Annotated in this window: 21 protein-coding genes and 1 tRNA gene; 12 read left to right on the forward strand and 10 right to left on the reverse strand. The window is 75.6% G+C overall.

The annotated features are described in order from the left end of the window. The first annotated feature begins 105 nt into the window (after nucleotides 1–105). The 3 genes from rph to KUM42_RS16430 are packed head-to-tail and all read left to right on the forward strand — an operon-like array spanning nucleotide 106 to nucleotide 2,400. A complete protein-coding gene (gene rph, locus KUM42_RS16420; RefSeq protein WP_237493603.1) occupies nucleotides 106–828 on the forward strand; it encodes a ribonuclease PH in 723 nt (240 codons plus the stop codon). Next, on the forward strand, nucleotides 825–1,433 hold the full coding sequence (rdgB, locus tag KUM42_RS16425; RefSeq protein ID WP_237493604.1) for an RdgB/HAM1 family non-canonical purine NTP pyrophosphatase: 609 nt from the start codon (nucleotides 825–827) through the stop codon (nucleotides 1,431–1,433). Before rph ends, rdgB begins: the two co-directional genes overlap by 4 nt. Nucleotides 1,434–1,479: 46 nt before the next feature. After that, on the forward strand, nucleotides 1,480–2,400 hold the full coding sequence (locus KUM42_RS16430; RefSeq protein WP_237493605.1) for a hypothetical protein: 921 nt from the start codon (nucleotides 1,480–1,482) through the stop codon (nucleotides 2,398–2,400). A gap of 1 nt (nucleotide 2,401) precedes the next feature. Here KUM42_RS16430 and KUM42_RS16435 read toward each other — a convergent pair. Beyond that, nucleotides 2,402–2,482: transfer RNA gene (locus KUM42_RS16435), tRNA-Leu, on the reverse strand. A gap of 64 nt (nucleotides 2,483–2,546) precedes the next feature. On the opposite strand from KUM42_RS16435, the gene KUM42_RS16440 reads away from it, so the two are divergent. The 6 genes from KUM42_RS16440 to KUM42_RS16465 are packed head-to-tail and all read left to right on the forward strand — an operon-like array spanning nucleotide 2,547 to nucleotide 6,520. Then, complete coding sequence (locus KUM42_RS16440) at nucleotides 2,547–2,822, forward strand: DUF3618 domain-containing protein (RefSeq protein ID WP_237493606.1); 276 nt, start codon at nucleotides 2,547–2,549, stop codon at nucleotides 2,820–2,822. Next, a complete protein-coding gene (locus tag KUM42_RS16445) occupies nucleotides 2,785–3,228 on the forward strand; it encodes a GNAT family N-acetyltransferase (protein ID WP_237493607.1) in 444 nt (147 codons plus the stop codon). The genes KUM42_RS16440 and KUM42_RS16445 overlap by 38 nt, the downstream gene beginning before the upstream one ends. A 17-nt stretch (nucleotides 3,229–3,245) precedes the next feature. After that, entirely contained in the window at nucleotides 3,246–3,743 is a 498-nt protein-coding gene (locus KUM42_RS16450) for a DUF427 domain-containing protein (protein ID WP_237493608.1), read from the forward strand. A gap of 32 nt (nucleotides 3,744–3,775) precedes the next feature. Next, nucleotides 3,776–4,069: a metal-sensitive transcriptional regulator gene (locus KUM42_RS16455; protein ID WP_237493609.1), complete on the forward strand. Its 294-nt coding sequence runs from the start codon at nucleotides 3,776–3,778 to the stop codon at nucleotides 4,067–4,069. Nucleotides 4,070–4,103: 34 nt separating this feature from the next. Beyond that, nucleotides 4,104–4,298 carry a heavy-metal-associated domain-containing protein gene (locus KUM42_RS16460; protein WP_370629365.1) on the forward strand — a complete coding sequence of 65 codons (195 nt, stop codon included), beginning with the start codon at nucleotides 4,104–4,106 and terminating at the stop codon, nucleotides 4,296–4,298. Then, complete coding sequence (locus KUM42_RS16465; RefSeq protein ID WP_237493611.1) at nucleotides 4,295–6,520, forward strand: cation-translocating P-type ATPase; 2,226 nt, start codon at nucleotides 4,295–4,297, stop codon at nucleotides 6,518–6,520. The genes KUM42_RS16460 and KUM42_RS16465 overlap by 4 nt, the downstream gene beginning before the upstream one ends. Before the next feature lie 10 nt (nucleotides 6,521–6,530). Here the strand turns inward: KUM42_RS16465 and KUM42_RS16470 are convergent, their stop codons facing one another. Further along, nucleotides 6,531–7,151: a TetR/AcrR family transcriptional regulator gene (locus KUM42_RS16470; RefSeq protein WP_255557515.1), complete on the reverse strand. Its 621-nt coding sequence runs from the start codon at nucleotides 7,149–7,151 to the stop codon at nucleotides 6,531–6,533. Nucleotides 7,152–7,273: 122 nt separating this feature from the next. Between KUM42_RS16470 and KUM42_RS16475 the strand changes: the two genes are divergently transcribed. Beyond that, nucleotides 7,274–8,353: an EAL domain-containing protein gene (locus KUM42_RS16475; RefSeq protein ID WP_237493613.1), complete on the forward strand. Its 1,080-nt coding sequence runs from the start codon at nucleotides 7,274–7,276 to the stop codon at nucleotides 8,351–8,353. Between the two features lie 107 nt (nucleotides 8,354–8,460). On the opposite strand, the gene KUM42_RS16480 is transcribed toward KUM42_RS16475, so the two are convergent. Both KUM42_RS16480 and KUM42_RS16485 read right to left on the reverse strand, forming a co-directional pair. Further along, the gene (locus KUM42_RS16480) at nucleotides 8,461–9,060 is read right to left on the reverse strand and encodes a histidine phosphatase family protein (RefSeq protein ID WP_237493614.1); all 600 of its coding nucleotides are present in this window, start codon (nucleotides 9,058–9,060) and stop codon (nucleotides 8,461–8,463) included. Beyond that, nucleotides 9,053–10,318, reverse strand: coding sequence for a CynX/NimT family MFS transporter (locus tag KUM42_RS16485; protein WP_237493615.1), 1,266 nt, complete (start codon nucleotides 10,316–10,318; stop codon nucleotides 9,053–9,055). Before KUM42_RS16485 ends, KUM42_RS16480 begins: the two co-directional genes overlap by 8 nt. 185 nt (nucleotides 10,319–10,503) lie before the next feature. On the opposite strand from KUM42_RS16485, the gene KUM42_RS16490 reads away from it, so the two are divergent. Then, complete coding sequence (locus KUM42_RS16490; RefSeq protein ID WP_237493616.1) at nucleotides 10,504–11,358, forward strand: aldo/keto reductase; 855 nt, start codon at nucleotides 10,504–10,506, stop codon at nucleotides 11,356–11,358. A gap of 144 nt (nucleotides 11,359–11,502) precedes the next feature. Here KUM42_RS16490 and KUM42_RS16495 read toward each other — a convergent pair whose 3' ends face one another. From KUM42_RS16495 to KUM42_RS16515, 5 genes are read right to left on the reverse strand one after another with little or no spacing between them, the layout of a single operon-like run. Then, nucleotides 11,503–12,594, reverse strand: a complete 1,092-nt coding sequence (locus KUM42_RS16495; protein WP_237493617.1) for an NAD-dependent epimerase/dehydratase family protein — start codon at nucleotides 12,592–12,594, stop codon at nucleotides 11,503–11,505. A gap of 30 nt (nucleotides 12,595–12,624) precedes the next feature. After that, nucleotides 12,625–13,707: a winged helix DNA-binding domain-containing protein gene (locus KUM42_RS16500; RefSeq protein WP_237493618.1), complete on the reverse strand. Its 1,083-nt coding sequence runs from the start codon at nucleotides 13,705–13,707 to the stop codon at nucleotides 12,625–12,627. 26 nt (nucleotides 13,708–13,733) lie between these two features. Beyond that, nucleotides 13,734–15,023: a PP2C family protein-serine/threonine phosphatase gene (locus tag KUM42_RS16505; protein ID WP_237493619.1), complete on the reverse strand. Its 1,290-nt coding sequence runs from the start codon at nucleotides 15,021–15,023 to the stop codon at nucleotides 13,734–13,736. Between the two features lie 44 nt (nucleotides 15,024–15,067). Then, nucleotides 15,068–15,898 (reverse strand): alpha/beta fold hydrolase, encoded by an 831-nt coding sequence (locus KUM42_RS16510; RefSeq protein WP_237493620.1) that lies wholly within the window; start codon nucleotides 15,896–15,898, stop codon nucleotides 15,068–15,070. A gap of 35 nt (nucleotides 15,899–15,933) precedes the next feature. Further along, nucleotides 15,934–18,486, reverse strand: coding sequence for an EAL domain-containing protein (locus KUM42_RS16515; RefSeq protein WP_237493621.1), 2,553 nt, complete (start codon nucleotides 18,484–18,486; stop codon nucleotides 15,934–15,936). Between the two features lie 162 nt (nucleotides 18,487–18,648). On the opposite strand from KUM42_RS16515, the gene idi reads away from it, so the two are divergent. Further along, entirely contained in the window at nucleotides 18,649–19,191 is a 543-nt protein-coding gene (idi, locus tag KUM42_RS16520) for an isopentenyl-diphosphate Delta-isomerase (protein ID WP_237493622.1), read from the forward strand. A 117-nt stretch (nucleotides 19,192–19,308) separates the two neighbouring features. Here idi and KUM42_RS16525 read toward each other — a convergent pair whose 3' ends face one another. Next, nucleotides 19,309–20,286, reverse strand: coding sequence for an ATP-binding protein (locus tag KUM42_RS16525; protein ID WP_237493623.1), 978 nt, complete (start codon nucleotides 20,284–20,286; stop codon nucleotides 19,309–19,311). Nucleotides 20,287–20,412: the final 126 nt, after the last annotated feature.

Below are 20,412 nucleotides of genomic sequence, written 5' to 3' on the forward strand. Positions count from 1 at the left end.
GGGCGAGGCAGCCACGAGCGCACAACAGTGGCGCGCTCGCCGGACGTCTCGTGGACGCCGCCCTCGGACGGTCCCGGAGTGCCGGCGTCAGTACCCTCGGACGGCGTGACCCGCCCCGACGGCCGCAGTGCCGACCAGCTCCGCCCGGTGACCATCACCCGCAACTGGCTCGACCACGCCGAGGGCTCGGTGCTGGTGGAGTTCGGCCGAACCCGGGTGCTCTGCGCGGCCAGCGTCACCGAGGGCGTGCCGCGCTGGCGCAAGGGCTCGGGCCTGGGCTGGGTGACCGCCGAGTACTCGATGCTGCCGCGGGCCACCCACACCCGCAACGACCGCGAGTCGGTCAAGGGCAAGGTCGGCGGCCGCACCCACGAGATCAGCCGGCTCATCGGCCGCTCGCTGCGGGCCAGCATCGATCTGTCCGCGCTGGGTGAGAACAGCATCGCGCTGGACTGCGACGTCCTGCAGGCCGACGGCGGCACCCGCACCGCGGCGATCACCGGCGCCTACGTCGCGCTGGCCGACGCCGTGTCCTGGCTGGGGGAGCGTAAGAAGCTGGCCCGGCCCACCGCGATCACCCAGTCCGTGGCGGCGATCAGCGTCGGCGTCATCGACGGGGAGCCGCGGCTGGACCTCGCCTACGAGGAGGACGTGCGCGCCGGCACCGACATGAACGTCGTCTGCACCGCCGACGGCAACTTCGTCGAGGTGCAGGGGACGGCGGAGGGCGCGGTGTTCGACCGGCCGACCCTCGACCAGCTGCTCGACCTCGCCGTCGCCGGCTGCGCCGAGTTGACCGTGCTGCAGCAGCAGGCCCTCGCGGGATGAGCCGCCTCCTGCTGGCCACCCGCAACGCCGGCAAGCTGGCCGAGCTGCAGCGGCTGCTGACCACCGCCGTCCCCGGCGTCGAAGTCGTGGGCCTGCGCGACGTCGAGGAGTACCCCGAGGCCCCGGAGACCGGCGCGACGTTCGAGGACAACGCGCTGCTCAAGGCCCGCGAGGCGGTCCGGTACACCGGGCTGCCCGCGGTGGCCGACGACTCCGGCATCGCCGTCGACGCGCTCAACGGCATGCCGGGCGTGCTGTCGGCGCGCTGGTCGGGCCGGCACGGCGACGACCCGGCGAACACCGCGCTGCTGCTCGGGCAGCTGGCCGACGTGCCGGAGGAGCGGCGCGGCGCGGCGTTCGTCTGCGCCGCGGCGCTGGTCACCCCCGACGGGTTCGAGCACGTGCTCCGGGCGGAGTGGCGCGGCCGGGTCATCGGCGAGGGCCGGGGCACCAACGGCTTCGGCTACGACCCGGTCTTCGTGCCCGACGGGCTGGAGCTGACCTCCGCGGAGCTCTCGCCGCAGGAGAAGGACGCGCGCAGCCACCGCGGCCAGGCGTTCACCGCCCTGCTGCCGGTGGTCGCCGAGGTGCTGAGCGGGCGCTGACCCCGTCCGGTCAGCGCGGCCGGGCCGGGCGCGGCACAGTGGCGGCGTGCGCGTGACGGTGGACGACGTCCGGGAGCTGACCGCCGACGACGGGAGCCCGGTGACGGCCGCCTCGGCGGTCGTGCCGCTGGGCGAGGGCTGGCTGGTGGCCCAGGACGACGCCACCTCCGCCGCCTGGGTGCGTCCCGACGGGGTGCGCCTGGTGCGGCTGCTGCCGCCCGTCGAGGGCCACGACCGGTTCACCGAGGCGGCCGGCACCAAGCACCTCAAGCCCGACCTGGAGGTCGCCTGCCCCGCCGAGGTCGACGGCGAGCCGGCGGTGCTGCTGCTCGGGTCCGGCTCCACCCCGCGGCGGATGCGCGGGGTGCTGGTCCGGCTGGTGGACGGCGAGCCCGTGGTCGCGGCGGCGGAGCTCGGACCGCTGTACGCGCGGGGCGCCGAGGTCCTGGGCGTGCCGCTGGAGCAGCTGAACCTGGAGGGCGCCGGCCGCTCGGGGGACACCGTCCGCTGGTTCCAGCGCGGCAACCTCGCCGCCGGCGTGCCCTCGGCCAGCGTCGACGTCCCGCTGGCGGAGCTCGTCGACGCCGTCCTCGGCGGCACCGACCCCACCGCGGTACCGGTGAGCTCGCCGCGCACCTACGACCTCGGGCAGGTGGCCGGCGTCGGGCTGGCCGTCACCGACGCGGTCGCGCTGCCCGACGGGCGGCTGCTGCTGTCCGCCGCGGCGGAGGACACCGCCAACGCGGTGGACGACGGGCCGGTGGTGGCCGCGGCCCTCGTGCTGGTGGACGGCGCGACCGTGCTGGCGGTCGCCGCGCTGCCCGAGGTGGGCGGCCGGGTGGCCAAGGTCGAGGGGCTGGCGCTGCGCTCGTCGGGCGAGGGACGTGCCGACCTGCTGGCCGTGGTGGACGCCGACGACCCGGCCGCGCCGTCGCTGCTGCTGCAGCTCACCGTCGACCTGGCCTGAGTGCGAGAGGCGGGAGTCGAACCCGCACGCCCGAGGGCACCAGGACCTAAACCTGGCGTGGCTGCCGTTACACCACTCCCGCGTACGGGGGAGTCTAGGAGCTCCTCATCCGGCCGGTCCCACCATGATCTGGCAGGCTGTCGCCCGTGCCACGCAGCCCCGAGCAGATCCAGCAGGAGATCGACGCCGCCCGAGAGTCCCTCGGGTCGACGTTGGACGAGCTGGCGTACCGCACCAACCCCACGCGGCTGAAGGCGCAGGGCAAGGCGAAGGCCCAGGCCTTCCTGCAGAGCCCGGCCGGCCTCGCCGTCGAGGGCGCCGTCGGTCTGGTGGTCACCCTCGTGCTGACGACCAAGGTCGTCCGCCGCGTCCGCAGCCGCCGCCGTGCCCGTCCTGCGCTCGGCAGCACCCGCCGACGCTGACGCCGTCACGGCGGTCCACCTGGCCTCCCGCGCCGCGGCGATGCCCTGGTTGCCCGTCGTGCACACCCCGGCGGAGACCCGGTGGTGGGTGGAGCACGTCGTCCTGACACAGCTCCGCACCTGGGTCGCCGTCTCCGGCGACGACGTCCTCGGCTTCGTGGCCGTGGACGACGGCCGCCTCGAGCAGCTGTACCTGCGCCCCGACCGGCGGCGGCAGGGCCTCGGCACGCTGCTGTTCCGGCAGGCCCAGCAGGCGGAACCGGCCGGTTTCACCTTCGCCGTGTTCGCCCGCAACGCCCCGGCGCGCGCGTTCTACGAGCGGCTGGGCTGCCGGGTGGTCGCCCGGAGCGACGGTCGGGGCAACGAGGAGCGGGAGCCCGACATCACCTACGCGTGGCGTCCCTGAGGCGCACACTCGCAGGCGTGCTGCACCCCACCCCTGATCCTGCAGGTCCCGGCCAGGAGTCCGTCTGGGACTACCCCCGCCCACCCTCGGCGGAGGTCACCGGCCGCCGCGTCGAGGTGACCGTCGGCGCCCGGGTGGTCGCCGGCACGAACCGGGCCGTCCGGGTCTGCGAGACCAGCCACCCGCCGGTCTACTACGTGCCCCGCGAGGACGTCGTCCCCGGCGTGCTGGAGCGCGGCGACGGGTCGTCGTGGTGCGAGTTCAAGGGGCAGGCCACCTACTGGGACGTCGTCGTCGACGGCGTCCGGCACCCCTCGGTCGCCTGGTCCTACGAGCGGCCCTCGCCGGGGTACGAGCACCTGCGCGGGGCGCTGGCGTTCTACCCGAGCCGGGTGGACGGCGCGACGGTCGACGGCGAGGCGGTCCGCGCCCAGGCCGGCGACTTCTACGGCGGCTGGATCACCTCCGACGTGGTCGGCCCGTTCAAGGGCGAGCCGGGCACGCGGGGCTGGTGACGGGGGTACCCCCTGGGGGTATGCTCCTGGGCATGACGGGCTACGCGGGGGAGAAGGACCAGCTGCTCGCGCGCCTCAAGCGCGTGGAGGGCCAGGTCCGCGGCATCGCGCGGATGGTCGAGGACGACACGTACTGCATCGACGTGCTGACCCAGGTCTCCGCGGCCACCAAGGCGCTGCAGGCGGTCGCGCTCGGCCTGCTCGACGACCATCTGGCCCACTGCGTCCGGGACGCGGTGGCCAGCAGCGCCGCCGACGACGGCGCCGCGGCCGACGCGAAGATCGCGGAGGCCTCCGCCGCCATCGCCCGGCTCGTCCGTTCCTGACCCGATCGACCCCGAGGAGCCCCCTGTGCCCACCATGGACTTCACCGTCAGCGGCATGACCTGCCAGCACTGCGTCGCCTCGGTCACCGAGGAGGTCAGCGAGCTCGGCGTCTCCGAGGTGGAGGTCGACCTGGCCACCGGCCGGCTGCACGTCGTCGGCGACGTGACGGCCGAGCAGGTGCAGGCCGCGGTCGCCGAGGCCGGCAGCTACACCGCACAGCCGGCATGACCGCCGGGCCGGAGGCGGCCCGGTCCGAGGCCCGGTCGCCGATGGACGAGGTCCGCCTCGACATCACCGGGATGACCTGCGCCAGCTGCGCCAACCGGATCGAGCGCAAGCTCAACAAGCTCGACGGCGTTGCGGCCAGCGTCAACTACGCCACCGAGGCCGCGACCGTGCGCTTCGACCCCGCCCGGGTCGACACCGGCCGCCTCCTCGACACCGTGGCCGCCGCCGGCTACTCCGCCGCACTGCCGGTGCCACCGGCCGACGACGACCGGGACGCCCCCGTCGCGCCCGAGTTCGCCCTCCGCCAGCGGCTCCTGGTCAGCGCCGTGCTGGCGCTGCCGGTGGTGCTGCTGTCGATGGTGCCGGCCTGGCAGTTCACGAACTGGCAGTGGGTGGCGCTGGCGATGGCCACCCCGGTCGTGCTCTGGGGGGCCTGGCCCTTCCACCGCGCCGCCGTCGTCAACGCCCGGCACGGCGCCAGCACCATGGACACCCTGGTCTCGATAGGCATCACCGCGGCCTACCTGTGGTCGCTGTGGGCGCTGATCCTGGGCGACGCCGGGATGCCCGGCATGCGGATGGAGTTCTCCCTGCTCCCGCAGCGGGGCGCCGGCCACGACGAGCTCTACCTCGAGGTCGCCTCCGCCGTCACCGTCTTCCTGCTGGCCGGCCGCTGGGCCGAGGCCCGCGCCAAGCGCCGTTCCGGTGCCGCGCTGGCCGCCCTGCTCGAGCTGGGCGTGCGCGAGGCCGCCGTGCTGCGCGACGGCACCGAGGTGCGCGTGCCCATCGCCGAGCTGGCCGTGGGGATGCGGTTCGTCGTCCGGCCGGGGGAGAAGGTCGCCACCGACGGGCTCGTCGTGAGCGGCAGCTCCGCGGTCGACCTGTCCATGCTCACCGGGGAGAGCGTGCCCGTCGAGGTCGCCGAGGGCGACCGGGTCACCGGCGCCACGGTCAACGTCGGTGGCCGGCTGGTCGTCGAGGCCACCCGGGTCGGCGCGGACACCACGCTGGCCCAGCTCGGCCGGCTGGTCACCCAGGCGCAGAGCGGCAAGGCGCAGGTGCAGCGGCTGGCCGACCGGGTGTCGGCGGTGTTCGTGCCGGTCGTGCTGGTCATCGCCCTCGGCACGCTGCTGGCCTGGCTGCTCCTCACCGGTGACGCCACGGCCGCCTTCACCGCTGCCGTCGCCGTGCTGGTCATCGCCTGCCCGTGCGCGCTCGGCCTGGCCACGCCCACGGCGCTGCTGGTCGGTACCGGCCGCGGCGCCCAGCTGGGCGTGCTGATCAAGGGCCCCGAGGTGCTGGAGAGCACGCGCCGAGTGGACACCGTCGTGCTGGACAAGACCGGCACGGTCACCACGGGGCAGATGAGCGTGGTCGAGGTCGCCGGGCACCCGGACACGCTGCGGCTGGCCGCCGCCGTCGAGGCCGGCAGTGAGCACCCGATCGCCCGTGCGGTCGTCGCCGCGGCCGGTGCGCCCCTCGCGGCGGTCACCGGCTTCGCCAGCCAGGCCGGCACCGGCGTCACCGGCACCGTCGAGGGCCACCAGGTCGTCGTCGGTGGGCGCCCGGAGCTGCTGGCAGAGCTGGCCGCGGTCGTGGACGGCGCCGAGGCCGCCGGGCGCACCGCCGTCGCCGTCGCCTGGGACGGCGAGGTCCGGGGCGTGCTGGTCGTCGCGGACACCGTCAAGCCCACCAGCGCCGCGGCCATCACCCGGCTGCGGGCGCTCGGGCTGGCGCCGGTGCTGGTGACCGGTGACAACGCCGGCGCCGCCGCCGCGGTCGCCCGCGCCGTCGGCCTGGCACCCGACGAGGTCGTCTCCGGGGTGCTGCCGGCCGGCAAGGTCGACGTCGTCCGCGACCTGCAGGCCCGCGGCCGGGTGGTCGCGATGGTCGGCGACGGCGTCAACGACGCCCCCGCGCTCGCCCAGGCCGACCTGGGGCTGGCCATGGGGTCGGGCACCGACGTGGCCATCGAGGCCAGCGACCTGACCCTGGTGCGCGCCGACCTCGACGCCGCCGTCGACGCCGTCCGGCTGGCCCGGCGCACCCTCGCGGTGATCAAGGGCAACCTGTTCTGGGCCTTCGCCTACAACGTGGCGCTGGTGCCGCTGGCCGCGCTGGGGTTCCTCAACCCGCTGCTGGCCGGGCTGGCGATGGCGGCGTCCTCGGTGCTGGTGGTGACCAACAGCCTGCGGCTGCGCCGCTTCCGGTCGGCCGCCTGAGCGGAGGCGCTCAGGCGGCCCGGCGGACGGCGAGCAGCGGCAGGACGACCTCGCTGATGATCTCGTCGGCGAAGGCGTCGGTGACCGGTGCGGTGCTGAACAGCCAGCGCTGCAGGATCGGCGCGCTGGCCGAGGAGGACACCGCACTGCCGGGCACCGAGTCGTCGACCTCGCCGCGCGCCACGGCGCGGCCCCAGACCTGACGGTACATGTCCGACCACACCTCCATCGGACCGCTGCGGAAGGCCTCCTTCAGCGCCGGCTCGTGCGGCAGCGCCGACATCAGCGACAGCGTCGCCGCACCGAGCGGGCCGTTGACGGCGGCCACCAGCCCGCGCAGCAGGTCCCGCAGGTCACCCTCCAGCGACCCGGTGTCGGGCAGGGTCATCGACGTCTCGCTCAGCTCGGCGACGGCGTCGGCGACCAGGTCGGACTTGGTGCGCCAGCGGCGGTAGATCGTCGCCTTGCCCACCCCGGCGGTGGCGGCCACGGCGTCCATGGTGAGCCCGGCGTACCCGGACTCGGCGAGCACCGCGAGGATCGCCGAGCGGATCGCACCGTCCCGCGAGGGGTCGCGTGGGCGACCGCCCCGACCTGGTCGGTCACCGTGGGGGGCGCTCAGCTCGGACACACCCAGACAGTAGTCGTGTTGATCTTCGCCCCGCCTGTGACTCGGACCCCACGCGCACCAGGGCCGGCCCGGGCGCCGCGCGCCTGCCGGGGGGTGTCCGGGCCGTCGGTCATCCTGCTGCCGTGACCGGCCCCGTCGACTCCGTGCGTCCCTCGTGGGAGACCCCGCGGTCTGCCCGCCGTCTCCTCCTGGCCAGCACCCTGAGCCACGTGCTGCCCAGCATCTCGCGGGTGGCCGGGGCCATGGGGCTGCGCATCGGCACCGCCCCGGGACTGCTGGACGTCGTCGACGACGAGGGCGGCCGGCGGATCGACCGGCTGCTGCAGCGGCTGGCCCGCGAGCTGACCTCCGCAGAGACGGAGGCCGTGCGGGTCACCACCGACCCGCCCGCCGACGGTGTCGCGCTGGCCACCCGGCTGCTCACCGCGCCGACGCTCGCCGTCGAGCTCGCCCGCCGCGGCATCACCGTGGAGATGGGGCTGCTGACGGGCGCGGAGCTGTGGCCGGTCTACCAGCCGATCATGTCGCTGACCTCCGGCGGGATGGTCGGCCACGAGGCGCTGCTGCGCGGCCGGGTCGACGGCCGCGAGGTGGGCGGCGGCGACCTGTTCTTCCTCGCCGAGCGCGCCGGCTGGACCCGCCGGCTGGACCGGCTGGCCCGCGAGGCGGCGATCAGCAACGCCGCCGGCTGGCTGGGCGACGCCGACCTGTACGTCAACTCCGACCCCGCGTCGATCTCCCGGCCCTCGGTCTGCCTGGCCAGCACCGAGCGGGCCGTGCACGAGGCCGGCATCGACCCCCGGCAGCTGGTGTTCGAGGTGGTCGCCTCGCACGCGGTCACCGACCGGGAGCACCTGCTGTCGGTGCTGGAGCACCACCGCTCACTGGGCTGGCGGGTCGCTCTGGACGACGTGGGCGTCGGCTGGTCCAGCCTGGCGCTGGTGTCGGTCGTGCGCCCCGACGTCGTCAAGCTGAGCAAGGCGCTCGTCGCCCGGCTGCACGAGCCCGGCCCGAACGCGATCGCCCGGGCGCTGACCGAGCTCACCCACCTGCACGGCGGCACGGTCGTCGCCGAGGGCGTGGAGTCCGAGCTGATGGCCGACCAGGCGCGGGCCGTGGGCGCCGACCTCGGCCAGGGCTGGCTGTTCGGCCGCCCGGTGCGCCCCGAGCCGGAGTCCGAGCCCGAGCTCGTCCTGGTCTGACGGCCCCTCGCAGGGCCCCGCTCTGAGCTGGCGAGAGGCGAGGGTCAGGCCCCCTCGCAGGGTCCCGCCCTGAGCTCGCGAGGGGTGGGGGGTGAGGGGGTCCTTCCTCAGGCGCTGACGGTGTTCCAGCCGATCAGCGCCGGCCAGTCGTGCTCGAGACCGAGGACGCCGAAGCGGCCGGTGGCCAGCGGGAAGATCGCGCCCTTGTCCGGGTCCAGGCCCAGCCAGCGGGCGGTGAGGATGCGCAGCACGTGGCCGTGGGCGACGAGCGCGACGTCGCCGTCGGCCAGCAGCGGCCGGGCCTTGGCCAGCACCCGGTCGACGCGCTCGGCCACCTGGTCGAGGCTCTCCCCGGGGGTCGCGCCGGGCTCGGTGCCGTCGACCCACAGCGACCACGGGTGCCCGAGCTCCTCGCGGATCTCCGGGGTGGTCCTCCCCTCCCAGCGGCCGTAGTCGACCTCGACCAGGTCCGGGTCGATCTCGGCCTTGATGCCGTGGTCGAACAGGCCGGCCAGCTCGGCGGTGCGCCGTGCCCGGGTCAGCGGGCTGACGAAGGCGTGCGTGATGTTCAGCTCGCCCAGCACGGGCCGCAGCCGCCGGGCGTCGTCCTCACCGCCGGGCAGCAGCGGCAGGTCGGTCAGACCCGTGTGCTGCCCGCTCGTGCTCCACTCGGTCTGTCCGTGCCGGACGACGACGATCTCACCCACGACGTGCCTCCTCTGCGGGCGCCGGTACCGGCCCCGCGTCTCGTGCTGCCTCGGTCCGTCCGCCGGCGGACGCAGTCCCGGCGACGGCCATCACGGCCACTGATCCACAGATGACCAGCAGCGGTGCGGTCCAACCACCCGTCGCGTCGTGCACGGCGCCGATGACCAGCGGGCCGGTGGCCGCCACGACGTAGCCCCCGCCCTGCACCATCGCCGACAGCTGCCGGCTCCGGGTGAGGTCGGCCGACCGCCGCACGATCGCGATGAAGATGACGGTGATGCCGCCGCCCTGCGCGGCCCCGGCCAGGCAGCACCACAGCGGCCACAGCCCGGGGGCGATCAGCAGGCCGATCGGCAGCGTCGCCCAGAACGCGGTCACCGCCAGCAGCACCAGCGCGGGGCGCTTCCACCAGGCGACGAGGGCGGGCACGCTGAAGGCGCCGATGACGGCCGTCACCTGGAACAGCGAGGAGCTGGCGCCCGCGGTCGAGCGGGAGAGCCCGTCCTCGTCCGACAGCAGCTCGGGCAGCCAGGCCGTGGCGCCGTAGTAGCTGAACGCCTGCCCGGCGAAGGCGAGCGTCAGCCCCCACGCGGCCGGCGTGCGCCAGACCGACGGGCCCGGTTCGGCGGGCGGCGGCGCCGGGGGAGCGGTGCCCGCGGCCTCGGCGGCGGCGACACCGGCCACCTGGCGGCGCAGCGCGGCGGTCCAGACGGCGGCGGCCACCACGACCAGCAGCCCCCAGGCGCCGAGCGCGGCCTGCCAGCCGATGACGTCGGCCAGCGGCGCGGTGAGCGCGGAGGTCATCGTGGAGCCCACGTTGAGCGCGGCGGTGTAGGCCGCGGTGACGACGTTCGTGGCGCCGGGGAAGTCGCGGCCGATGACCACCGGGACGACGACGTTGCCCACCGTGATGCCCAGCCCGATGACCACGGTGCCGGCGATCGCGGCGGCGGGGGTGCCCAGCGAGCGGACGACGGTGCCGGCGAGCACCCCGGCCAGGGACAGCAGGACCGCCCGGTGCACGCCGGCGCGGCCGATGAGCAGCGAGGCCAGCGGAGAGGCGAGACCGAAGCAGAGGACCGGGATGCTGGTCAGCAGGCCGATGGTGCCCGCGCCCACCAGCAGGTCCCGGCGCAGGTCGTCGACGACCGGGGCGACGGCCACCAGCGGCCCGCGCAGGTTCAGCGCGACCAGCAGCACCCCGGCCAGGAGCAGGACCGGCAGGGCCGTCGTCCTGGCTCGAGGTGTCCGTTGCACCGGACCACCTTCCCCCACCCGCAGCGGTCGACCAGCATCCGCACAGGGACTGTGCGGACCCTCACATGACGCTGTACGGGGAAGCCGGAGCGCCTGTGGGTGCTTGTGCAGGGGGAGACCCCGCAGGCCGCAGCCGCGGGTCCCACCCACATCTGGCACTCGACACAGGACCTCCTGGAGGACCCATGACGACCCCCACCACCTCGCGCACCTTCGACCTCGGCGGCGACCTCACCGTCCACCGCCTCGGCTACGGCGCCATGCAGCTCACCGGACCCGGCGTCTGGGGCGAGCCCGCCGACCGCCCCGGCGCACTCGCCGTGGTCAAGGCCGCGATCGAGCAGGGCGTCGACTTCATCGACACCGCCGACTCCTACGGCCCGCAGGTCAGCGAGCAGATCATCGCCGAGGCGGCGTTCCCGTACCCCGACGGCCTGGTCATCGCCACCAAGGCCGGCCTGACCCGCACCGGCCCCGGCGAGTGGCCGCCGGTCGGCCGCCCGGCGTACCTCAAGCAGCAGGTCGAGCTGTCGCTGCGCAACCTCAAGGTCGACCGGATCGACCTGATCCAGCTGCACCGCATCGACTCCGAGGTGCCCCTGGCCGACCAGCTCGGCGCGTTCGCCGAGCTCAAGGAGCAGGGCAAGGTGCGCCACATCGGTGTCTCCGAGGTCTCCGTCGACGAGCTCAAGGCAGCCCGGGAGATCACCGAGATCGTCTCCGTGCAGAACCTGTACAACCTGACGAACCGGCAGTCCGCCGACGTCCTGGCCTACGCCGAGGCCGAGGGCATCGCCTTCATCCCGTGGTTCCCCATCGCCACTGGTGACCTGGCCAAGCCCGACAGCCCGGTCGCGGCGGTCGCCGAGGAGCTCGACGCGACCCCGTCGCAGGTGGCGCTGGCCTGGCTGCTGCAGAAGTCGCCGGTCATCCTGCCCATCCCGGGCACGAAGTCGATCGACCACCTGACCGAGAACATGGCCGCCGCGCAGCTCACGCTGTCCGCCGACGACATGGCCGCGCTGGACGCTCTCGCGTGATGAAGGACCCCCTCGCCCCCCACCACTCGTACCTCGTGGCGGGACCCTGCGAGGGGGCCTGACCCTCGCCCCCCACCGCGCGGTGGAGGGCGGGGAGACAGACGAACGGCCGGGTCCCCGCAGGGGGACCCGGCCGTTCGTCGTTCAGGCGGGGGTGTGCTCCGGGCCGGTGCCGGGGTGGAGGAGCGGGCCCTCGCCGCCGCGGCCGGCGCCCAGCTCGGCGACGAACTCGCGCAGCACGTCACCGCCGCTGTGCCTGGCGCGCCAGCCCAGCACCGTGCGGGCCCGGGTGGTGTCCATCGGCGGCACGCCCAGGCCCAGGTCCAGCCAGCCGGGCTCGATCTGCAGCAGCCGGGACAGGAACGCCACGTGCATCCCGGTGCGCAGCACCACCGCCGGCACGGCCACGCGCTTGAAGCCCAGCGCCGCGGCCAGCCCCTTGGCGTCGAAGTTCGGCGGGGCGGTCACGTTGAACGCACCACCCGCCCGGCGGTCGAGGGCGCGGGCGATCACGTCGGCCACGTCGTCGGCGTGCACCAGCCCGATCGACAGGTCCGGGATCGGCAGCGGCAGCAGCTTCGCCGCCACCCCGGCCACCGGGGCCGGCAGTGCGCGGGCGGCCGGGAAGAGCACCGGGCCCAGGAAGTAGCGGCCGATCTCGCTGGCGGCGTCGGGCTGCAGCACCAGCGTCGGGCGGATCGCGGTGACCGTCGTGTCCGGGTTGGCGGCGTCGAAGGCGCGCAGCATCCGCTCGCACTCGGCCTTGAGCCGGCTGTACTGCGAGCTGGGGATGCCGGTGGTCGGCCAGTCCTCGCTCACCGGGTGGGTCTGCGGCCCGGCGGCGTAGGTGCCGATCGAGGACAGGTGCACCACGTGCGCGACGCCGGCCGCGGCGGCCGCGTCGAGCACCCGGCGGGTGCCGTCGACGTTCACCCGCTGCAGCACGTCGGGCTCCCGGTCGGGGATCAGCGCCCACGCCGAGTGCACGACCGCGTCGACGCCGTCGAGGAACTCGGCGAGCACCGGCTCGCTCTCGGGGGTCCCGAGGTCGGCGGTGTACCAGCGCACCCCGGCGTACGGGGCGGTCTCCGGGGGACGGCGCCGGGCCAGGCCGCGCACCTCGGTCACGCCGGCGTCGGCGAGGGCACGCAGCAGCGCCGTCCCGACGTTGCCGGTGGCGCCGGTGACGGCGACGGTCAGGCCGGGGAGCAGGGACGAGCCGGTGGGTTCAGCCATGCCCGGGCGCTACCCGGATCCGCGCACCGCTCAACCGCCGAGCACGACCCCGGCGAGCTCGGTGCCGCGGACGGCGGCCAGCCGCTCGGCCTCCTGCTCCACCGCCGGCCGGGCGAGGTCGCACCAGGGGTCGACCTCCACGGTCAGCCGCCGGCCGGCCTTCCGGGGCCGCCACGTACCGGCCACCTCCCCGTCGACCAGCACGGCCCCGGGCCGGCCGAGGGTGCGCCACAGGTCCGCCGCCCGGGCCTCGTCGGGCACGAGCAGCGCCCGGTCGCGGGTCTGCAGGTACGGGTCGAACGGGCCCAGCAGCCGGGTCGTGCGGGCCGGCCCGGCGCCGAGCCGGTCGACGTCGGCGGCCAGCAGCCAGCGCCGCTCGCCGTCGACCGCCACCTCGACCGCGTCGCCGGGCCAGTGCGCCCGCACGTCGGCGACCGGGGCGTCCAGGTAGGCCGCCACCTGCCGCGGGGTGGCCGGGCCGTGCAGCCGCAGGTACCCGCGGACGACGTCGAGGTGCGGAGGCACCTCCGTCGCCGGCCCGAGCCCGGGGACCGGCCGGAGCACCGGGGGAGAGGTGCCGGGCACCAGCTCCAGCCCCGCCCGGAGCGCCGCCAGCCGGAAGGGCTGCTCGAAGGTGTGCACCGCCCGGCACGGGTGGCACTCGCGCAGGTACGGCGGGTCCAGCCGCCCGGTCAGCAGGCGGGACATCTCGCCCTTGACCACCGGGGCGGTCACGATCGCGCGCATCGCCCCGGCGACGGTGTCCAGCGCGGCCAGCACCGGGATGCCCGCGGCCCGCAGCGGGCGGGCGGCGTCGAGGACGCGCTTGGCCGCGTCGGCCTCGGAGAACGGCGCGGTGGCCGCGGCCACCCCGGCCAGGTCGGCGCGGCGGTACACGTGCGGCGCCCCGCGCAGCGTCCACACCAGGACCAGCTCCTCGGCGGGGACGTCGTCCAGGCCGCGGACCGCCAGCGCCCACCGGGCGGCGTCCGGGCCGGTGTCCTGCACGCCGAGGTCGAGGACGGCGGTGTCGGCGAGCGTGCCCGACGTGCGGTCCAGCTGGTGTGCGTGCACCCGGGAGGCCAGCACGTCGGCGCGGGTCACCTGCAGCACGCGGCCACCGTAGGGCCGCGAGGACCTCAGTGGACGCCGGGCGGCAACCGGTTGGGGCCGGCCTCGGCGGGGCGCGGACGGTCCTCGGGGTGCGCACGGACGGCGACCAGCGCGATGTCGTCGCCGCGGGGGCCGGGCACCAGCCGGGAGAGCAGCTCGTCGCAGAGCTCCTCCAGCGGCCGGCCGGCGAGCTCGCCCAGCGCCGTCCGCAGCCGGTCCAGCCCCTCGTCGAGGTCGCTGTCGCGGCGCTCCACCAGCCCGTCGGTGAACAGCACGAGCGTGGCGCCGTCGTGGAGGGGCACGGTGTGCTCGTGCCGGGAGGTGCCGGAGTCCACCCCGAGCATCAGGTCGGGGCGGGTGTCGAGCACCGTGGTCGTGCCGTCGGGTGCCAGCAGGACCGGTGACGGGTGCCCGGCGTTGGTCCACCGCAGGGTGCGCGGGCCGGTCACCGGGACGTCGGGATCGCGTTCCACCCGGGCGACGAGCGCGGTCGCCAGCGTGGTCACCGCCAGGCCCTGCGCCGTGCGCTCCACCCGCCCCACGGTGTCCGCGAGCGGCTCGTCGTTGTCGTAGACCAGGGCGCGGAGCAGTCCGCGCAGCTGGCCCATCGCGGCCGCCGCCCGGCTGTCGTGGCCCACGACGTCCCCGATGACCAGCACGGTGGCGCCGTCGGGCTGCATGAAGGCGTCGTACCAGTCGCCGCCGACGTGGGCCTCCTGCGCGGCGGGCTGGTAGCGCACGGCGACCTCGAGGTGGTCGGGCTCGGGCGGCGGGGTGAGCAGCGCCTCCTGCAGTCGGTCGGACAGCGCCCGGTCCTGCGCGGCCCGCAGGGTGAGCCGGCGCAGCTGCTCGGCCTGCGCCTCGGCCGCCCGCCGCTCGGTGAGGTCGCGGAAGGACACGACCACGCCGGTGACCGCACCGTCCTCGACCACGGGGACCGCGGTCAGCTCCACCGGCACGACCACGCCGGACCGGGAGACGAACGCCTCGTCCGCGGCCGCGACCGTGCGCCCGGTCCGCAGCGCCTGCCAGACCGGGCACTCCTCCACCGGGTAGCCCGAGCCGTCGGCCCGCGAGTGGTGGATGAGCGCGTGCTGGTCGCGACCGGTCTGCTCCTCCCTCGGCCAGCCGGTGATCCGGGCGGCCGCCGGGTTGACGAAGGCCACCCGTCCGGAGGCGTCGAGGCCGTAGATGCCGTCGGCGGTGTTGTCCAGGACCTGCTCGGTCAGCCGCAGCGCCCGGGTCAGCTCGACCTGCACGGCGGTCAGCGGGTCGGGACGGCCGGCGGTCGGGGAGGGGCCGTCGTCCGTCGTCATCGACCCCAGTCTGCCCGACCGCCGGCCCGGCGCCGGCCGGTGGCTCAGGCGGTGCGGACGTGCGCGGTGACCAGCTCCGCGGTGCGCTCGGCGGCGAGCTCGGGGACCCAGTGGTCGACGCCCTCGAGCACCTCCAGCGCGTAGGGGGCGGCGACGAACGCAGCGGTCGCCTCGGTCGCCGTCCGGCCGAGGAAGGCGTCGCGGTCGCCCCACAGGTGCAGCGTCGGCACCCGCACGGTGCCCACCGGGGCGTTGCCGGACAGCGGCAGCGCGCGGTACCAGTTCAGCGCCGCGGTCAGCGCGCCCGGCTCCCGCATCCGGTCGGTGTAGTGGTCGGCCAGCGCGGTGGGCAGCCCGCCCCGGCGCAGCGTCCGCCGCAGCAGCGCGCCGCGGCCGGCCAGCAGCACCGCCTCCGGGACGGCGGGCAGCTGGAAGAAGCCGACGTAGCTGCTGCGCACGGCCTGGTCGCTGTGCCCCAGCGCCTGCGTCATCGCCGCGGGGTGCGGCACCGACAGCGCGGTCAGCGTGCGCACCCGCCAGGGGTGCCAGGCCGCCAGTGCCCAGCCGACGATGCCTCCCCAGTCGTGCCCGACGACGTGCGCGCTCTCCAGCCCGGCCGCCTGCAGCAGCGCCAGGACGTCGTCCACGCACTCGCGCAGGCGGTAGGCGGCGCGGCCCGCCGGCCGGGCACCCGGGGAGTACCCGCGCTGGTCGGGGGCGAGGGTGCGCAGGCCGGCCGAGTGCAGCGCCGGCGCCATCCGGTCGAAGGCCGAGGAGTCCTGCGGGAAGCCGTGCAGCAGCACCACGGGCTCGCCGCCGGCCGGTCCGGAGTCGCGGACGTCGAAGACGAGTCCACCGCGGGTGAAGGTGTCCATGACCGGTGTCTGCCCGCTGCGGGGCCGGCCCACGCTCAGGCCGGGACGGCGACCAGCGCGGGCTCGGGCAGGACGTGGGCGAAGACCGAGGTGGGCGTGCCGTCGGTGTCCCGCACGACCGAGACGCGGACCGTCACCGGCAGGACCGACCCGTCGGCGTGCCGGAAGCTGGTGGTGAGCTCGGTGCGGCCGTCGGCGACGGAGAACAGCGCCATGACCGCGGTGGACTGCCCGGCCCGGTCCGACGACGGCGTGAGGTCCTGCACCCGCTGGTCGCGCAGGCTGTCGGTGCTCTCGCCCAGCAGCGCGGCGAAGGCCCGGTTGACCCGCAGCAGGGACCCGTCGGTGCGGGCCAGCAGCATGCCGATCGGGGCGTCGTCGAAGGCGTGCCGGAACATCAGCTCGCTGTCGGTGAGCGCCCGCTGGGCCTGCACCGTGGCGGTGACGTCCCGGGAGACCGACAGCACCTCGCGCACCGCGCCCTCGTCGTCGGTCAGCCAGCGGGTGGTGGTCTCCAGCCAGCGGGGTCCGCCGTCGCGGTGCCGCACGCGGTGCACCGCGGTGCCCTCGTCCCACGGGCCGGTGGGTGCGGCGGTGTCGAGGAAGAAGGTGCTGGTCAGGTCGGTGCCGGTCACCTCCTGCGGGAGCCGGCCGAGGACGGTCCGGCTGCTGGCGGAGGCGTAGGTGACGATCCGGCCGGGGGTGGTCACGAGCACCAGCTCGTCGTTGCCCAGCGGCAGCACCGCGCCGGCGGCGAGCGGCTCGGCCAGTGCGCGGGAGGTCAGCCGGGCGGCGAGCCGGGCCGAGGCGGGTTCGGGCCGGCCGAACAGCCAGCCCTGCGCGGAGTCGCAGCCCATCGCGACCAGCTGCTGGGCCTGCTCGGCGGTCTCCACGCCCTCGGCGCAGACCCGCCGGCCCAGGCTGTGCGCGGCCTCGATGACCAGCCGGGCCAGCACGGCGTCGGCGGTGTCGCTGGCGACCCGCTCGACGAAGGACCGGTCGATCTTCACCAGGTGGACCGGGAGGGCGCGCAGCAGGCTGAGGGCGGAGTGCCCGGTGCCGAAGTCGTCCAGCGCCAGCCGCACGCCCAGGTCGCGCACCTGGGCCAGCCGGGCCGCGGTGGCGGCGAGGTCGGTGATGGCGGCGGTCTCGGTGATCTCCAGGCACAGCCGGTCGGGGGCCAGTCCGCTGTCGGTGAGGGCGGCGGTGACGTCGTCGATGAAGCCGCGCTGGGCCAGCTGGACGGGGGAGACGTTGACCGCCACGGTCGGCGGCAGACCCGACGGCCCGGCGGCCCAGCCGGCGGCCTCCCGGCAGGCGGTCTGCAGCACCCAGCGGCCCAGGTCGACGATCAGGCCGGTGCGCTCGGCCAGCGGGATGAACCGGTCCGGGGCGACCCGGCCCAGCTCCTCGTCGGTCCAGCGGGCCAGCGCCTCGACGCCGGTGACCTGGCCCGAGGGCAGGCTGACGACCGGCTGGTAGTGCAGCTCCAGCGACCGGGACTCGATCGCCTGCCGCAGCCGGCGCTCCATCGCGTGCTGGGCGCGGACGGCGTCGGAGGTCTCGGCGTCCTCCACCAGCTCGGCGGCGAAGTGGGCGACCCGGCCGCGGCCGAGGGACTTGGCCTGGTGCACGGCGAGGTCGGCCTGGTGCAGCAGCGTGTCGGGCGTCAGGCCGCTGTCACCGGTCGCACCGGCGACACCGACGCTGGCACCGAGGCTCACCAGGTGCTCCCCGCCGGGGCCGGTGCGGGCGGTGACGACGAAGGGCGCTGCAGCGGTGAGCACGATGCGCTCGGCCAGGGCGGTGCTCTGCGCGGCGCTCAGCGGGGTCGCGGTGAACACGGCGAACTCGTCGCCGCCCAGCCGGACGACGAGGTCCCCGGTGCGGGCCACGGTGCGCAGCCGGGCGGCGAACTCGACCAGGACGTCGTCCCCGGCGGCGTGGCCGAGGTGGTCGTTGGTGTCCTTGAACCGGTCCAGGTCGACGGAGAACAGCACGCCCGTCGTCCCGGCGGCGTGGGCCTGACGGAGCCGCTCGAGCAGGAAGAGCCGGTTGGGCAGCCCGGTGAGCGGGTCGTGGAGCGCCTGGTAGGCGTACCGCTGGGCCAGCTGCTCGAACACCGCGGTGACCGGCGCGACCGAGAGGGCGCCGTCCGGGGAGGTCACCAGCACGCCGTCGAGCAGGTCGTCGCCGCTGGAGCGGCGGGCGATGACCGCTGCGGCCACCGTGGCGATCGGGGACTCGGCGGGGAAGTGGAGGGTGGCCGACGGTGCGGCGGCGGCCACCGCCCGGCGCTGCAGCAGGAGCCGGCCGTAGCCCAGCCGCCCGGCCATCGCCGGCTCGAACCAGGAGCGGCTGACCAGCAGCGGCTGGCCGGGGACGTCGACGACGACCCACCGCAGCCCGGGGTCGCGGCGGAACACCACGTCCAGCTCGGCCATGGTGGCCGTGGGCCGCACCCGGTGGGCCGGGCGGGAGAGCTCTCCGAGGGTCGGCTCGGTGGCCGGGCCGCTCAGGTCGGCGGCGAGCGCCACCTGCAGCACGCCGTCGGGGCGCACGCCGTCCTGCGTCGCGGTCGAGCTCATCCGTGGTGCTCCCTGCATCTCGGTGATCACCGTCCGTGGTGACGTCGGCCAGTCTGTCGACGGTCGCCCACGGTGACGACGGTGCGTCACCCGTCCGAGGTGATCTTGCTGTCGGGGGTGTGCGCACGCGCCCGGCAGAGCCGGGGGCAGGATGGACGTGTGGTGGCCCCTCCGACGACGGAACTGATCGTGCTGGTCGACGACCACGGCACGGCGATCGGCACGATGCCCAAGCCGCTGGTGCACACCGGGGAGACGCCGCTGCACCGGGCGTTCTCGGCCTATCTCTTCGCCGATGACGGCCGGTTGCTCGTCACCCGGCGGGCGGAGTCGAAGGCGACCTTCCCCGGCATGTGGACCAACACCGTGTGCGGGCACCCCGGCCCCGACGAGGACGACGCCGACGCGATCGCCCGCCGCGCGGAGTACGAGCTCGGTCTCGGCGTCGTCGACCTCCGGCCCGCGCTGCCCTCCTACCGCTACCGCGCGGAGTTCCGCGGGGTCGTGGAGAACGAGATCTGCCCGGTCTACCTCGGCCGCTTCTCCGGCACCCCGCAGCCGGACCCCTCCGAGGTGGGGGAGTGGGAGCTGCTGGAGTGGGCGGCGTTCCGCGACCGCCAGGAGACCCAGGAGTACGAGGCCTGGTCACCGTGGTGCCGCGAGCAGGCCCGCCTCATCGAGGCCAACCACCTGCTCCCGATCTGAGGGAGGACCCCGCCGTCCCCGTGTGGGGCGGCAGGGCCTCCGGCGCCCTCCAGGGGCTCGTCCTCAGCTGGCGAGGGGGGTCCGTCGTCCCCGGTCCTCGCGCTCGCGGCGGAGCCGTCAGGCGTTGACGACGAGGCGGACGGTGCAGCCGTCGCCGGAGTCGTCGGCCGGTGCGGCCGTGAGGCTGTCGACCGAGCGGCGGGCCAGCCACAGGCCCATGCCGCCCACGGCCATGTCGCCGTGGGCCGGGCCGTAGCCGACCAGCGGGTCGTCGAAGGCTGCGCCGCGGTCGGTGATGGCGCACAGCAGCCGCTCGGGCGTGGACCACAGCCGCACGTCGACCGGCGGGATGCCGTGCTCGGAGGCGTTGGCGGTGACCTCGTCGATGGCGAGCACGAAGTCCTGCGCGGCGTCGGCGGACAGCGCGCTGTCGGCCAGCACCCGGGTGAGCGCCCGGCGGAGCGCGCGCAGGTCGTCGAGGTCGTCGATCGCCAGCGTCGGCTCGGTCTCCTCCAGCGGGTCGGGCACCGAGGCGCGCTGGACCTCGCGCAGCAGCTCGGCGGGCTCGCGGAAGCCGGGGTTGCGCACGGTGCCGGCCTCGGTGAGCAGCCACGGGTGGGTGGCGTGCACGACGGCGTCGACGTCGACAGGTGAGCCCTCCCCGGCACCGGTCGTCCCGACCGGCCCGAGCAGGCAGATGTGGTCGACCGGGCGCTCGGCCAGGACGTGGTTGAGCAGCGCCTCGGTCTGCATCCACACGGCCGGGTCGGTGTGCGGGCCACCGGGGCCGGTGACCAGGTGCAGCCGCCGCCCCCCTCCGGGGGCGCGGGCGTCGACCAGCTCGGCGATCGCGGCCAGCGCGGCCGGGGGCCGGTCGTCCAGCGGGTCGGTCGGGGCGACGAAGACGTCGCCGATGCCCTCCAGCGTGGCGAGCACGGCGGCGGCGACCGCCTCGGGGCAGGCCACCACCACGGGCTCCCCGGCGGCGACGGCGCGGCGCAGGACCGGGCCCACGACCGCCGTGAGGTCCAGATCGGCCCCGAGCACGTGTCCCACGTGCCGGTAGCCCTGGTGCTCCTCGATGCTGTGCGTCACGGGACCACCACCTTCCTCCGCCGGCTGCTGGACGTCTCAGGCTCACTGCCCGGGGAACGCATCCCGGACACATCGCCCGCGCACGTCACACTCCTCGGCGTTTCGCCTGGGGCGCGGACGGAGACC

This window comes from Modestobacter sp. L9-4 (genome assembly GCF_019112525.1).
Taxonomy (GTDB): Bacteria; Actinomycetota; Actinomycetes; order Mycobacteriales; family Geodermatophilaceae; genus Modestobacter.